Below are 13,272 nucleotides of genomic sequence, written 5' to 3' on the forward strand. Positions count from 1 at the left end.
TGTGCCTACGATGGCGCCGTGACGCGCCTCTTACAGCTCGCCCCTCGGCCGCAATCGCTGTTGCGGTCCTGTGGCCTGCTCGTGGGCGCTCTGCTGCTCGGCCTCCTCGGTATGCACGGTCTCGGCCCGGTGCCCGCGGCCGCCCACGGACCCGACCGGACGGTGGCGGTGGGCATGGACATGGGCCCCAAGGCCTCCATGCCCACGACGTGTGAACACGGCGGCGACTGCCACGGTCATGCGCAGCACGCGGATCCGACCTGTGCCTCCGCGTCGGTGAGTGGCGCTCCCGGCGTGGTGCCCGTGCTGCTGCCCGATGTGGTGGTCGGTGCCGGAGTACCGCTCGCGCGTACCTCTCCGGGCGGCAGTGGACGCGACGGCGGCCGGGCGCCGCCTTCCCTCTCCGAACTTCAACTCCTGCGGATCTAGAGCGGCCCGCGTGACGCCGCACGCCCATGAGGGCGCGGCGCCGCGTATCGGCATGCCCTTCGTAGATCCGATCCCAGGAGTTCCACCATGACCGCACGCATGACCGCACGCATGACCGCACGCATGACCGCACGCATGACGGCACGCATGACCGCGCGCCGCACGTTCGTCCGCCGTACCGCCCTCGCCGCGACCACCGCGGTGGCCGCTCTCGCGCTCGCCGCCTGTGGTGGCGACGGCGGTCACGACATGGGCTCCATGGAGTCCGACTCCAGCCCGTCCACGTCCACGTCCGCGTCCGCCTCGGCCGAGGCCGGCGAACACAACAAGGCCGACGTCGACTTCGCCACGGAGATGATCCAGCACCACCGCCAGGCCGTCGAGATGGCCGACATGGCCGCCAAGGGTGCCTCGTCGCAGGAGGTCAAGGACCTCGCCACGAAGATCAAGGGGGCGCAGGACCCGGAGATCAAGACGATGTCCGGCTGGCTCACCTCCTGGGGCGAGGAGGTCCCCGAGGACATGTCGTCCGGCATGCCCGGGATGGACCACGACATGTCGTCCGGCATGCCCGGAATGATGAGCGGCGAGGACATGGACAAGCTGGAGAAGGCCTCCGGCACCGAGTTCGACAAGATGTTTCTCGACATGATGGTCCAGCACCACGAGGGCGCCATCGAGATGGCCAAGGGGGAGAAGGCCGACGGCGAGTACGGCCCCGCGACGAAGCTCGCGGACGACGTCATCACGGCCCAGACCGCAGAGATCGAGCAGATGAACAAGATGCTCGGCAAGAGCTGACGCGGTGTCATGAAGCGGTGGGCCGTCGGGGGTTTCCCGGCGGCCCACCGCTGTCGTGTCGCCCGCGGGATGACCTGGCTTGTTCACGCTGTGTCCTCGCCAATGGGAGGGCGAGTGCTTTCGGGGCGGGTTAGGATCACGGCGTGATTACGGCCTGGTCGCCTTCCGGTGTGCAACGGAGCCGCTCGACAGCGGTTCTGTGGCGTGTGCTGGGCCTGGGCCTGTTTCTCTTCGGTCTGCTGTATACGCACGCCGTCAGCCCCGATGCCACGGAGCGTCACTTCTCCTCCGGCGAAGGCATCGTCGTATCCGACGTATCCGACGGGTCCGCGAGCGAGACGCCCCACGATGCGTCGGACGACCACCACGGCGGTCACGGTCAGCACCATGCCGGTGGGGAGTGCGCGCTGGGGCAGCCCCCGCAGGGGCCCGGTGTCGAGGTGCCCTGCCTGTCTCCGCTGAGCCCGGTGGGCGATGACGACGGCCTGCGCCGGCTGGTGCACGCACGCCACGCCGCGGCCCGCGACCTCGTGGCACCGATAACGCATGCGGCGGACTCCGCGGTTCTTCGTATCTAGGTCAGCGCCCTTCCTTGGCGTCTGACCTCCTCCGCATGGCGTTCTTCGGTGCGGTGCGGGGATGGTCCACGACCGTTTCCACCATCCCCGCCGCGCGGAGGACCTGTGCCGCCCACCCCTGCCATGAACCGACTCGTTCGGACCACGCTGTACGCCCTGCTGTTCGCGATGCTGGCCTGCCTCGGCGATCAGCTTCATGGGGCGGAGCCGTCGTACGGCCGCTCAGCCCCCGTGTCGAGTGAAGTCGAGCTCCTCGACACATCGGACTCTCACGACCGTTGTCTCGGCGCCCGTACCGGGGCTGCCTCGTCCTCGATGCACCCGGCTCGTGTCGCACCGCCTGTCGCCACCGCCGCGGCACCGACGGACGCGGCAGCAGACGTCCTTACGCCCGATCCCCGTAGCGCCGCGCCAGGACTCCGGCCCAGCGGTGGCCGGTCCGCTCTCGTCTCCCTGTGCCGGTGGCGCATATAGCAGCCGCTCCGGCAGGCCGGCCCCGGCCGGACCCGCCGCGCGCCGCGCATCCGGCGGCGCGCGAGACGAGCACCCGCACGCGTCCGCATCGAACGAGAGCGAAAGAGATGCACTCTGTGAGCACGAGTGACTTCACCCCCGCCGGCTCCACCCTCTCCGGGCTGGTCGGCAACACCCCTGTACTGCGCGTATCCCAGCCCTTCTCCCCGCCCGAGCGTGGCTTCTGGGCCAAGCTGGAGGGCTTCAATCCGGGCGGTATCAAGGACCGCCCCGCGCTGCACATGGTCGAACGGGCCCGCACCCGCGGCGACCTGTGCCCGGGAGCTCCGATCATCGAGTCGACCAGTGGCACGCTCGGCCTCGGCCTCGCCCTGGCCGGAATGGTCTACGGGCATCCCGTCACCCTGGTCACCGACCCGGGCCTGGAACCGTCCATGACCCGGCTGCTCACGGCCTACGGCGCCACCGTCGACATGGTGCCCGTGCCGCACCCCACCGGGGGCTGGCAGCAGGCCCGCCGCGACCGGGTGGCCGAACTGCTGGCGCACAGCCCCGGCGCCTGGTGTCCCGACCAGTACAACAACCCCGACAACGTCTCCGCGTACACCCCGCTCGCCCTCGAACTCGCCTCGCAGCTGGGCCACATCGACTTACTGGTATGCAGTGTCGGGACGGGCGGTCACTCCGCGGGCATCTCGCGTGTCCTGCGCCAGCTGTATCCCGAGATGCGGCTCGTCGGGGTGGACACCGTGGGTTCGACCATCTTCGGCCAGCCCGCGAAGACCCGCCTGATGCGCGGACTCGGCTCCAGCATCTACCCGCGCAACGTGGCGTACGAGAACTTCAGCGAGGTGCACTGGGTGGCACCGGGCGAATCGGTGTGGGCCTGTCGGCAGTTGGCCGCCTCGCACTACGCCACGGGCGGCTGGAGCGTCGGCGCGGTCGCGCTGGTGGCCGGCTGGCTCGCCCGTACGGCCCCCGCGAGCACCCGCATCGTGGCGATCTTCCCCGACGGGCCCCAGCGGTATCTGGAGACCGTCTACGACGACCAGTACTGCGCCGAGCACGGGCTGTCGGGCGTGACCCCCGCACCCGAACCGGAGGTGGTGGGCCGCCCGGACGAGAAGGAAGTCACCCGCTGGACCCGCTGCACGAGCGTCAGCGATCCCCTGTCCCTGCCGGCCGGTACGGCCGGTACGGAAGGCGGGGTGGCGCGGTGAAGGCGATGCTCACGCAGGTCCGTTCCTACGAGCGGAGCGTCCAACTGCTCATGGTGAACCAGTTCACCATCAACCTCGGCTTCTACATGCTGATGCCGTACCTGGCCGCCCACCTGTCCGGATCCCTCGGCCTGGCCGGCTGGATGGTCGGACTCATCCTGGGCGTACGGAACTTCAGCCAGCAGGGCATGTTCCTCATCGGCGGCACCCTCGCCGACCGGCTGGGCTACAAGCCGCTGATCGTCGCGGGGTGCGTGCTGCGCACGGTGGGCTTCGCCACGCTCGGTCTGGTCGACTCGGTTCCCGCGCTGCTCGCCGCCTCGGCGGCGACCGGCTTCGCGGGGGCGTTGTTCAATCCGGCGGTGCGCGCCTATCTCGCGGCCGACGCGGGGGAGCGGCGCGTGGAGGCGTTCGCCCTCTTCAACGTCTTCTACCAGGCGGGCATCCTGCTCGGCCCGCTGGTGGGGATGCTGCTGACCGGCTTCGACTTCCGCGTCACCTGTCTCGTCTCGGCGGCGGTCTTCGCGCTGCTGAGCGTCGTACAGATCCGTTCGCTGCCCACCCGTCGCGCGGACGACGCGGCGAAGGCGAAGGCCGAGGGGCGCGAGCGCGTGCTCTCCCAGTGGGGCGGGATCCTGCGCAACCGCGCCTTCCTGCTCTTCTCGACGGCCATGATCGGCTCGTACGTCCTGTCCTTCCAGGTCTATCTGGCGCTGCCGCTGGAGGTACGACGCCTGGGCGGGGACGGCGAGTTCGGGACCGCGGCCGTCGCCGTGCTGTTCGCGGCGTCGGGGCTGGCCACGATCTTCGGCCAGACCCGGGTGACCGCCTGGTGCAAACAGCGACTGGAGCCCGGACACGCCCTCGCCTGGGGGCTGTTGAGCATGGGCCTGGCCTTCGTACCGCTGCTCGTGGTGACGGCCGTGCCCGTGCCGGACGGGGGGATGGGGCGCCGGCTGCTCGCGGTCGTCCCGCCGACGCTGGCCGCGCTGCTGCTGGCACTGGGCACGATGATCGCGTACCCCTTCGAGATGGACACCATCGTCCGGCTCTCGGGCGACCGCCTCGTCGCCACCCACTACGGCCTCTACAACACCATCTGCGGTGTCGGCATCACCTTGGGCAACCTGCTCACCGGGGCGGCCCTCGACGCCGCGCGGTCGGTGGGCATGTCCGCGTTGCCCTGGCTGGCGCTGCTCGTCCTGGGACTGGCCTGCGCTGGGTCTCTCTACGGGCTGCACCGGGCCGGTCGTCTGACGCAGGCGGTTCCTGAGCCGCGGTCGGCGATGGTCTGACCAGGATCTCGTCCAGGGGGTGGGGCAAGGGGCTCGGCGCCGCTTGTCCCACCCCGTTCGGCTCTGTTCGACCATGCGCGGAAAGCTCGGGAGGGGTCCCGGAGGAACGCCCCAACAATGCGTGCACCCAGACCCGTTCTGCGACCGGGGGAGACCAGGATGAGCGATCCGACGCATGCCGTGCCCGCCCTGCCGGAGCACCTGCCTCCCGACGCCCGGGCGCACGACCCGCTGGCCGTCGCCCTCGGCAACGCCTCCCTGCTCGCCGTCGGCTACCTGATGCTGCGGCGGTGGGGGCTCGCCGTCGTCGCCGTGGTCGTCACCGTGGTGCTCGTCTCGATGGTCGTCTCGACCGCCCGGTCGTCGTACGAGGTCCTCGTGCTCGTGTGGTGGGCGGCCGTCGTCGCCCACGGGTGGTTCCTGGCGCGCGGAGGCGCTCGGGGCGCCGGCCGGGGCGCGGTGCGCGGCCGGCGGCTGGTCGCGCTTTGCATCACGCTGCCGGTGCTGCTGGCCGTGGGGCTCCTGCGGTTCGACGCCTCCAGGATCGAGGGCGACGTCAACGAGGCCCGTGCGGACGGCGACTGCGCTGAGGCGGTGAGCGCCCAGGACCGGGTGTGGTTCGGGCACCGTGTCGCCGACGCCCCGCTGACCGCCCGCGGCGACGAGGTCGTCGAGGCGTGCGACCGGCTGCGGACGGCCCGTACCGAGCTGGCCACCGCACTGACCGGGGACAACGGCGCCCTGAGGGACGGCTTCGGCACCCTTGGCTCGGTCCTCGCCGAATCCGGCAACGAGAAGACGGTCGAAACGACCCTGAACGGATTCCTCCGCGGCCTGCCCGCCAAGGACCCCTGCGACACCGTCACGATCACCGACTGGCTCCAGGACCGGACGCGCAGCCACGACGTACTGGACCGCTCCGCCGACACGGCGAAGCGGACCGAACCCGCCGCGCTCGTCGCCTGCGGTGACGACCTCATGGCACACAGCAGCTGGGAGTCGGCACGGACGCACTACGAGCGGCTCCTCGACCGGTATCCCGACGACAGCCTCGCGGCCAAGGCCCGGACGGGAGTCAGGAAGGCCACGCAGAGCATCGAGCTGGCCAACGTCCGCAGCCTGCTGGCGGGAGACACCGGCTCACAGCCCGAGTACTGCTCCAAGCCGGCGAAGTACAGCGGCGCCAAGCCCATGGGCAAGGGCACCAACCGCGCGTTGTTCTACGGCGACGACGACACGTACGGCGGCGGCTACACCGGTAAGCTCCCCGGCTCCTGGAAGTCCGACGACCCCGCCGACGCCGTCCTGGTGGTCTGCATGGGAACGGAGGGCTTCGGCACCTCCGTCGAGACCTGCCCGTACCGGGACCGGGACTCCGGTTCCCTCACCTACGTGAGCTTCCACAAGATCGCGATCCCGGTGAAGGTCTACGAGCTGCGCACCGGCAAGCTCGTCGCCAAGCGCAAGATCCAGATCAGCGGCTCGAGTTGCCCCTCGGTCATCTCGTACTTCACCTACGGCGACTCCGGCACCCCGCCGTCGACCAGGTACGTCACGGAGTCCAAGTCCGATGTGCGGAACGCGTTCCGGCCGCTGGTCACCCGGTGAGAGGGAGCCTTCGGGAGGGCTCCCGAGCGGGTCGCGTGAGCATGGGGTCGCCGGCCGCCGGAACGTCCACGTCCGGTGGCCGGCCGGGAAGTCATGCCAGGTCGGGTGGTCCCAACGCGCGGCGCGCTCGATGCACGGCCGAAGGAGAGAACGCTGGTGGCAGGGAAGCGGGAACGGGTCATCGCCGGACGGTACCGGCTGCGGCAGCGGCTGGGTTCCGGCGGCGGGGGAGACGTCTGGCTGGCCGAGGACGAGGAACTCCGGGCGCAGGTCGCGGTCAAGGAGATCGACGTACCGCACGGCCCGCAGGGAGTCGTCGGCGACGCCGTGGGCCGGGGGCGCAAGGAGGCGCTGAAGGCGGCGCAGCTGCGCGAGCACCCGAACGTGATCACGGTGTACGACGTGGTGGAGGACGACGACCGCCCGTGGATCGTGATGGAGTACCTGCCCGGTACGCGCGACCTGCGCGCCGTGGTGGAGGAGCGCGGCTCGCTGGCGAGCGACGAGGTGGCCAGGATCGGGGCGGCAGCCCTCGACGCGCTCCGCGCCGGGCACCGGCGCGGAATCATCCACCGCGACGTGAAGCCCTCCAACATCCTGCTGGCACCGGACCATTCCGGACTCGCCGACCGCCGGGTCCTGCTCACGGACTACGGCATCTCGCTACGGCTGCACGAGACCCGGATCACCGAGAGCGGCATGGTGGTCGGCACCCCGGGCTATGTGGCGCCGGAGCGGCTGTCCGGCGGCGAGGCGACTGACGCGTCCGACCTGTTCTCGCTCGGCGTCACCCTCTACTGCGCCGTCGAGGGCACCGCCCCCTTCGAACGGGACACGCTCGACGCCACCCTCATGGCGGCACTGACCATGGAGCCCTCCCTGCCGCGCCGCGCGAGCGACCCGCTCAGCCGCGCGATCATGGGCCTGCTGGCGAAGGACCCCGCGGACCGTACGCAGGCGGCCCAGGCGGGCGAACTGCTCGCCGAGGCAGCCGCGTTGCCCGGCAGCCACAGCGCGCTGCCGAGCACGCTGCGGGGCGCCACCCGGGCGGTGGTTCCGCCGGCGGGTGTCGTTGCGGTTTCGCCGTCGGGTTCGGGTGGGGCTGGGGTTGATGTCACGTCGGGTGGATCGGCGGGTGACTCGGGGAGCGGCGGGTCACGGGCGGGGCGAGCCGAAGGTGCGGGGGAGCCTGGGGGCGGCGGGCGTTTCGACGGTCCGGCCGAGTCGGCGGCGGCGGCGCCGGCGTCGTCCGGGGGTGTCGCTGCGGCTTCGTCCTCGGATTCCGGTGTGGCCGGGGCCGATATCGCCTCCGGCGGTTCGGCGAGCGGCGGGTCCGGGGCGGGGGGATCCGAAGGTGTCGGCGAGCCCGGGATTCGGAGTGCTCAGACGGTCCCTCCGAGTCCGCGGCCGGGGCGAACTCCGGCTCCGGCTCCGGCTCTTGCTCCCCCTCCTGCGGCGCCCGGGGGCTCCGGGCGTTCCGACGGCCTCGGCGCCGCGACGGGCCCCGGTCCCTCCGTGGTCTCCGTGGTCTCCGGGGAGGACCCCCTCACCTCCACTCGGCGCACCTCGGACGGCGTACGTCGGGTGCCGCGGTGGCGTGCGCCCCTGCTGCTGACGCTTGCCGCCGTGCTGGTCGGGGGCGGTGGGTTCGCGCTGGGTGCCGCCGCGTTCCGCGATGCGGGGGGCGAGGCGCACAGCCCGGCGGAGGTCAGGGCGAAGGGCGTCGCGACTCCCTCTCCGACCGTGACCCGCGGCGCGTATCCGTACGGCGGGCAGGCGGGGCTGCGAGAGGGGCTCACGCCGGGGCAGTGCGTCGACGCCGACTGGAAGGGCGGGGAGTACGAGGGGCGGCCCCGCCTGAAGCTCGTCGACTGCTACGACGACGACCCCGAGGGCCAGGTCATCGCGACCGTGCCGGCCGACGGCGCCGTACAGGCGTCCGACGTGCAGGCCGTGCGGGGCGAGTGTGCCCGGCGCACCGCGGAGTTGCGCGAGACGATGGCCGACCCGGTGCTGTACGTCCTCACACCGCAGACCGGTCAGAGCGAGCCGCCGGCCTCGGCCTGCCTGCTCTTCCTGAAGCACGCCACCCTCGGCGGTCCGCTCGGCGACTTCCGCAAGTTCGGCGACGAGGTGTACATCACGCAACTGGGCCCGGGTGACTGCATCAACGCCAAGGAGGACGAGGACGGCACGTACACCAAGACCCTGGTGAGCTGCGCCAAGCCGCACGACGAGCAGATGGTCGGCTGGACCTGGGCCTCGGGCGACGGCTCGGCGGACAGCGTCGACACGGGAGGGCTCTGCGAGGAGAAGTACGGCGTCAACTGGGCTCGCGGCGCGGGACACGAGATGTGGGGCTGGAACTCCTCGGACGAGGAGTGGGATGCCGGATTCCGCCACGTGCTGTGCAGTGTGGGCCGGGAGGACGGCGGGAAACTTCCCGGGGGAGCGTTGAAGCCGGCGTACTGAGGGAGTCAGGAAGCCGAGTCCGGTCACGGGCATCCCCGTTGTGCCGGCCCGCTTTGGGGAGGGGTCCCGGAGCGGGCGCGGGATCCTGGTGAGTGCGCCCGTACGTGTGCCGAGAAGCTCTCGAACCCACAAGCCCCCGACACGAGGAGACCAGCGATGTCCCTCTCCGCCAGTCTCGCGCGTGGTGTCGCGCCCGCCACGCCCGGGACTCTGCATGCCCGCACGGTCACCGGTGACCTCAGTGTGCCGCCCCGGCCGGGTCTGACGGTCCGTTTCGGGCGCGGTGAGAAGCCGGATGTGGACCTGGGGGTCGGCGTGGACGACCTGCGGGTGAGCCGGCGGCACGGTGAGCTGACGTACCGCCAGGGGCTGTGGTGGCTGCGCAACACCGGGCAGCAGCTGGTCCGCCTGCCGCGCGGCCGGATGGTGCACCTCAGCACCGAGCCGATCCCGCTCGACGCCGGTTACACCCCGCTGTTCGTGAAGGGCTCCGGCTACCGCGAGCACTTGGTCGAGCTGTATGTGGCGGGCCACGACGACCAGGGCCCGGTGTCGCGGCGGCGCGCTGAGACCGTACGGCCGGACACCTGGGCGCTCGACGACGACGAACGGCTGCTGCTGGTCGTCCTCGGCCAGCGGTACCTGCTCTACGAGGAGGATCCGCGGCCCCTGACGTACGCCATGGCCGCCAAGCAGCTCACCTACCTCCGCCCGGACGCGGGCTGGACCGAGCGCAAGGTCGAGTACCGGATCGAGGCCGTACGCCGCCGCCTGGACCGCACCGGTTTCCGCTACCCGCTGATGCACGACAAGTCGCAGGGCCGTCCCACCGACAACGGGCTGCTGCACAACCTGCTCAAGGGACTGGTGGAGTCCACGACGCTGGTGCCCCCGGACCTGGACCTGATGGAGGACGACACCGGCTGGCCGGACCCCCGGTTCTGACCGGCAGAGGCATCACACGTCATCGCCGCGAACGACTCGGGACACGCCGCCGGATGGACCATCCGGCCCTTCCGCGGCCTCTTGGGCCTATTGTCCGGAATATGAAGAAATGCCAAATTGCGTACCTCGCCTGCTCCACAGCGGTCGTCGGGGCGGTGCTCGGGGCCGCTCCGCCGGTTGCCGGTCATACGACCCACCTGGTCCGCCCGGGGGAATCGATCCAGAAGGCGGTGGACGCCGCCGGACCGGGCGACACCGTCCTCGTCACCCTCGGCACCTACCGCGAAAGCGTCACCGTGCGCACGCCCGGGCTGACCCTGCGCGGCATGGGCCGCGGCACGGTCATCGAACCGGGCCCGAAGAAGGCCGCCGACAGCTGCGCCGCGGGCGGCAACGGCATCTGTGTGGTGGGGACGAAGGACCGCGCCGTCGAGGGCGTCACCATCGCCTCCCTCACCGTGACCGGCTTCGCCAAGGCCGGGGTGTCCGCCATGGAGACGGACGGCCTGACCGTGCGGAAGGTGACGGCGGCGAAGAACGGGGTGTGGGGCATCGCCCAGGAGCGGTCGGTCCGCAGCGTGTTCCGGAAGAACACCGCCCTGGACAACGGCGACGCGGGCCTGTTTCTCGCCAACACGATCAGCGCCGAGGAAGGCGCCGCGGACACCCGGGGAACGGTCGTCGAGGACAACCGGCTGGAGGGCAACCGGATCGGCGTCACCGTCCGGCGCCTGCGCAACCTCAGCGTCGAGGACAACCACCTCACCGGCAACTGCGCGGCGGTGTTCGTCGTCGGTGACGAGAACAAGCCGAAGACCGGCGACCTGACCGTGCGCGACAACCACATCGCGCGGAACAACAAGTCCTGCCCGAAGACCGAACGGCTGCCCTTCCTCCAGGGCTCCGGCATCGTCCTGACCGGCGCCGAGGACACCCTGGTGACCGGGAACACGATCACGGAAAACATCGGCACCTCCCCGCTGTCGGGCGGCATCGTCCTGTTCAAGAGCTTCGTGGGCGTCACCAGCGAGCGGAACCGGATCACCGACAACGTGCTGGAGGGCAACGCCCCGGCCGACCTCGTCAACACGGACACCGGCGCGGGCAACACCTTCGAAGCCAACTCCTGCCGGGCGTCCCAGCCCGCGGGACTGTGCTGACCGGCCGGCTGTCGTAGTCACCCCTGGATCCAAGTAGGCCGACAAGGCCGAGAAGGCCAAGAAGGAAGGAAGGCGGCACATGACGACCGCGCAGACTGCCCCACCCCCGTCCATGCGGCTGAGGGAGCTCGTGTTCGGGGCGGCGTGTGCCGCCGCCCTTCGCGCGGCCGCCCGGCTGGGGATCGCCGACGCTCTCGGCGACAGCCCCATGACCGTGGACGACCTCGCGGCGGCGGTGAAGACCGAACCCCGGCCACTGCGACGGCTGCTGAGGACCCTGTCCTGCTACGGCGTCTTCGCCGAGCGGCAGGACGGCATGTTCGCGCACACCGACATGTCCCGGCTGCTGCGCGAGGACGACCCGCACAGCCTGCGCGACATCTCGCTGTGGTGCACCGAGCCGTGGACCTGGGACGTGTGGCCGCGGCTGGACGAGGCGGTGCGTACCGGGCGGAACGTCGTCGAGGACCTGTACGGCAAGGAGTTCTTCGCCTACCTCAACGAGGACGCTCCCGCCTCGGCCGAGGTCTTCAACCGCGCCATGACGACCTCCAGCGAGCAGTCGGCGCGAGACGTCGCGGCGTTCCTGGACCTGTCGGGCAGCGCCTCGGTCGCCGACATCGGCGGCGGCCAGGGGCATGTGGTCGCGAGCCTGCTGGACAAGTACCCCTCGATGCACGGCGCCCTGCTCGACCTGCCCCGCGTCGTCGAGAACGCCGTACCACGGCTGCGCGGGGGAGGCGACCTGGCGGACCGCACCCGCATCGTGCCCGGCGACGTCCGCGTGGCCGTCCCGGTCAAGGCCGACGTCTACGTCATCAAGAACATCCTGGAGTGGGACGACGAGAGCACTGCACGGACCCTGCGCAACGTCATCGAGGCGGGCGGTCCCAGGGCGCGGGTCGTGGTCATCGAGAACCTCGTCGACGACACACCGTCGATGCGGTTCAGCACCGCCATGGACCTGCTGCTGCTCCTCAACGTGGGCGGCGCGAAGCACACCACCGAGAGCATGTCCGGCCGGCTGACCGATGCCGGCCTGGTCATCGACGGCGTCCGCCCGGTCAACCCCTACCTGCACGCGTTCGACTGCCACGTCCCCGGGTGACCCGGACACCACCGGTCGCCGGGCCCGCGACGCTGCGGGCCCGGCGACCGGTGGTGTCGTGCGGCCGGAGAGCTCAGTCGCGCTCCCAGACGTAGAAGCGGTGCGCCATAGCGTCCTTCGGCGAACGCCAGGTCGCGGGATCGTACGCGGTGACGTACGCCGACAGCCGCTCGCTGATATCGCGGAACTCGGGGTGTGCGGCCACCTTGGCGATGGCCGGCCCGGGGTCCTGTTCGGACTCGATGAGGTGCATGTACACGTCGCCGAACTGGAAGAGGCTGCGCCGGGCGACCCCGACGAGCTGCGGCAGCTCCCCCCGGTCCGACTCCTCGAAGAGCTTCGCGATGTCCGGAGCCGAGCCCGGAGCCATTCGGGCGACGATCAGGGCTTGGTGCATGGGTGCTGTCCTCCGTCCGGTTCAGCCGGTCAGGCCCGGCGCGGACCCCTGCTCGGCGGCGGCCTTCTCGATGCGGTCCCGGATCAGGGCCATCTGCGTCTTCGAGTTCCGGTTGATGTTGTCCGTCATCCAGGCGTCGTCGACCGGCGCGTCCGGCTTCATCTCGAAGTCCTGCGTCCACACCATCCGGGTGCCCTGTGCCACCTTCTGGTACTGCCACCGGATGTTCATGTACGCGAAGGGCCCCGTCTCTACGCGGCGGGCGTCGACGCTGAGCGTGTCGCGGTGCGTCTCCCGTTCCGAGACCCAGCTCCACACGGTGCCGTTGTCATCGGGGTGCATGGTGAGCCGGAAGGTGGTCTTGTTCCCCTCCCGGGACAGGATCTCGACCGAGGCGTACTCGCTGAACAGCCGCGGCCAGTTCGCCACGTCGTTGGTCATGTCCCAGACCAGGTCGACGGGCGCGGCGATGGTGATCTCGTTCTGCGTGTGTCCAGCCATGTCACGCTCCTGCCGGGAGGGCACCGTTGACGAGGCCGAGGAACTGCCGCGGAGTCTTGCAGCGCTCCGCGTCGGGAGGCATCGGTGTGCCGTACCGATTCTCCAACTCGCCCACGATGCCGAGCAGACCGAGCGAGTCGACGCCGAGGGCGTCGAAGCCGGAGTCGTACCGCTCCTCCAGTTCCTCGGGCGCGACGGTGACTCCGGCGGCCTTCTTCATCAGCTCGGCCAGTTCTTCCACGGTGATGTGGTCACTCATGCGGTTCCTCTCCTTCGTTCCGCGG

Annotated in this window: 13 protein-coding genes; 10 read left to right on the top strand and 3 right to left on the bottom strand. The window is 70.8% G+C overall.

Annotated features, from left to right (window positions below):
- Nucleotides 1-18 precede the first annotated feature (18 nt).
- From AB0I77_RS05910 to AB0I77_RS05955, 10 genes are all read left to right on the top strand, one after another.
- A complete protein-coding gene (locus AB0I77_RS05910; protein ID WP_363281104.1) occupies nucleotides 19-429 on the top strand; it encodes a DUF6153 family protein in 411 nt (136 codons plus the stop codon).
- A gap of 147 nt (nucleotides 430-576) precedes the next feature.
- Nucleotides 577-1,230 carry a DUF305 domain-containing protein gene (locus AB0I77_RS05915; RefSeq protein WP_363281152.1) on the top strand — a complete coding sequence of 218 codons (654 nt, stop codon included), beginning with the start codon at nucleotides 577-579 and terminating at the stop codon, nucleotides 1,228-1,230.
- Nucleotides 1,231-1,373: 143 nt separating this feature from the next.
- Nucleotides 1,374-1,808 carry a DUF6153 family protein gene (locus AB0I77_RS05920; RefSeq protein WP_363281105.1) on the top strand — a complete coding sequence of 145 codons (435 nt, stop codon included), beginning with the start codon at nucleotides 1,374-1,376 and terminating at the stop codon, nucleotides 1,806-1,808.
- 581 nt (nucleotides 1,809-2,389) lie between these two features.
- On the top strand, nucleotides 2,390-3,502 hold the full coding sequence (locus AB0I77_RS05925; protein WP_363281106.1) for a PLP-dependent cysteine synthase family protein: 1,113 nt from the start codon (nucleotides 2,390-2,392) through the stop codon (nucleotides 3,500-3,502).
- Nucleotides 3,499-4,797, top strand: a complete 1,299-nt coding sequence (locus tag AB0I77_RS05930; RefSeq protein WP_363281107.1) for an MFS transporter — start codon at nucleotides 3,499-3,501, stop codon at nucleotides 4,795-4,797. The genes AB0I77_RS05925 and AB0I77_RS05930 overlap by 4 nt, the downstream gene beginning before the upstream one ends.
- A gap of 159 nt (nucleotides 4,798-4,956) precedes the next feature.
- Nucleotides 4,957-6,405, top strand: a complete 1,449-nt coding sequence (locus AB0I77_RS05935; protein ID WP_363281108.1) for a hypothetical protein — start codon at nucleotides 4,957-4,959, stop codon at nucleotides 6,403-6,405.
- 156 nt (nucleotides 6,406-6,561) lie between these two features.
- Nucleotides 6,562-8,877, top strand: coding sequence for a serine/threonine-protein kinase (locus tag AB0I77_RS05940; RefSeq protein WP_363281110.1), 2,316 nt, complete (start codon nucleotides 6,562-6,564; stop codon nucleotides 8,875-8,877).
- Nucleotides 8,878-9,033: 156 nt separating this feature from the next.
- A complete protein-coding gene (locus AB0I77_RS05945) occupies nucleotides 9,034-9,822 on the top strand; it encodes an FHA domain-containing protein (protein ID WP_363281111.1) in 789 nt (262 codons plus the stop codon).
- A 101-nt stretch (nucleotides 9,823-9,923) separates the two neighbouring features.
- Nucleotides 9,924-10,982: a right-handed parallel beta-helix repeat-containing protein gene (locus AB0I77_RS05950; RefSeq protein WP_363281112.1), complete on the top strand. Its 1,059-nt coding sequence runs from the start codon at nucleotides 9,924-9,926 to the stop codon at nucleotides 10,980-10,982.
- A gap of 79 nt (nucleotides 10,983-11,061) precedes the next feature.
- Nucleotides 11,062-12,090 carry a methyltransferase gene (locus tag AB0I77_RS05955; protein WP_363281113.1) on the top strand — a complete coding sequence of 343 codons (1,029 nt, stop codon included), beginning with the start codon at nucleotides 11,062-11,064 and terminating at the stop codon, nucleotides 12,088-12,090.
- 73 nt (nucleotides 12,091-12,163) lie between these two features.
- Here AB0I77_RS05955 and AB0I77_RS05960 read toward each other — a convergent pair whose 3' ends face one another.
- From AB0I77_RS05960 to AB0I77_RS05970, 3 genes are read right to left on the bottom strand one after another with little or no spacing between them, the layout of a single operon-like run.
- Nucleotides 12,164-12,487, bottom strand: a complete 324-nt coding sequence (locus tag AB0I77_RS05960; RefSeq protein ID WP_363281114.1) for a TcmI family type II polyketide cyclase — start codon at nucleotides 12,485-12,487, stop codon at nucleotides 12,164-12,166.
- Between the two features lie 21 nt (nucleotides 12,488-12,508).
- Nucleotides 12,509-12,988, bottom strand: a complete 480-nt coding sequence (locus tag AB0I77_RS05965) for an SRPBCC family protein (RefSeq protein WP_363281115.1) — start codon at nucleotides 12,986-12,988, stop codon at nucleotides 12,509-12,511.
- A 1-nt stretch (nucleotide 12,989) separates the two neighbouring features.
- Complete coding sequence (locus AB0I77_RS05970) at nucleotides 12,990-13,247, bottom strand: acyl carrier protein (protein ID WP_363281116.1); 258 nt, start codon at nucleotides 13,245-13,247, stop codon at nucleotides 12,990-12,992.
- Between the last annotated feature and the right edge of the window lie 25 nt (nucleotides 13,248-13,272).

The sequence above is a fragment of the Streptomyces sp. NPDC050619 genome (assembly GCF_040654815.1).
Lineage (GTDB): Bacteria > Actinomycetota > Actinomycetes > Streptomycetales > Streptomycetaceae > Streptomyces.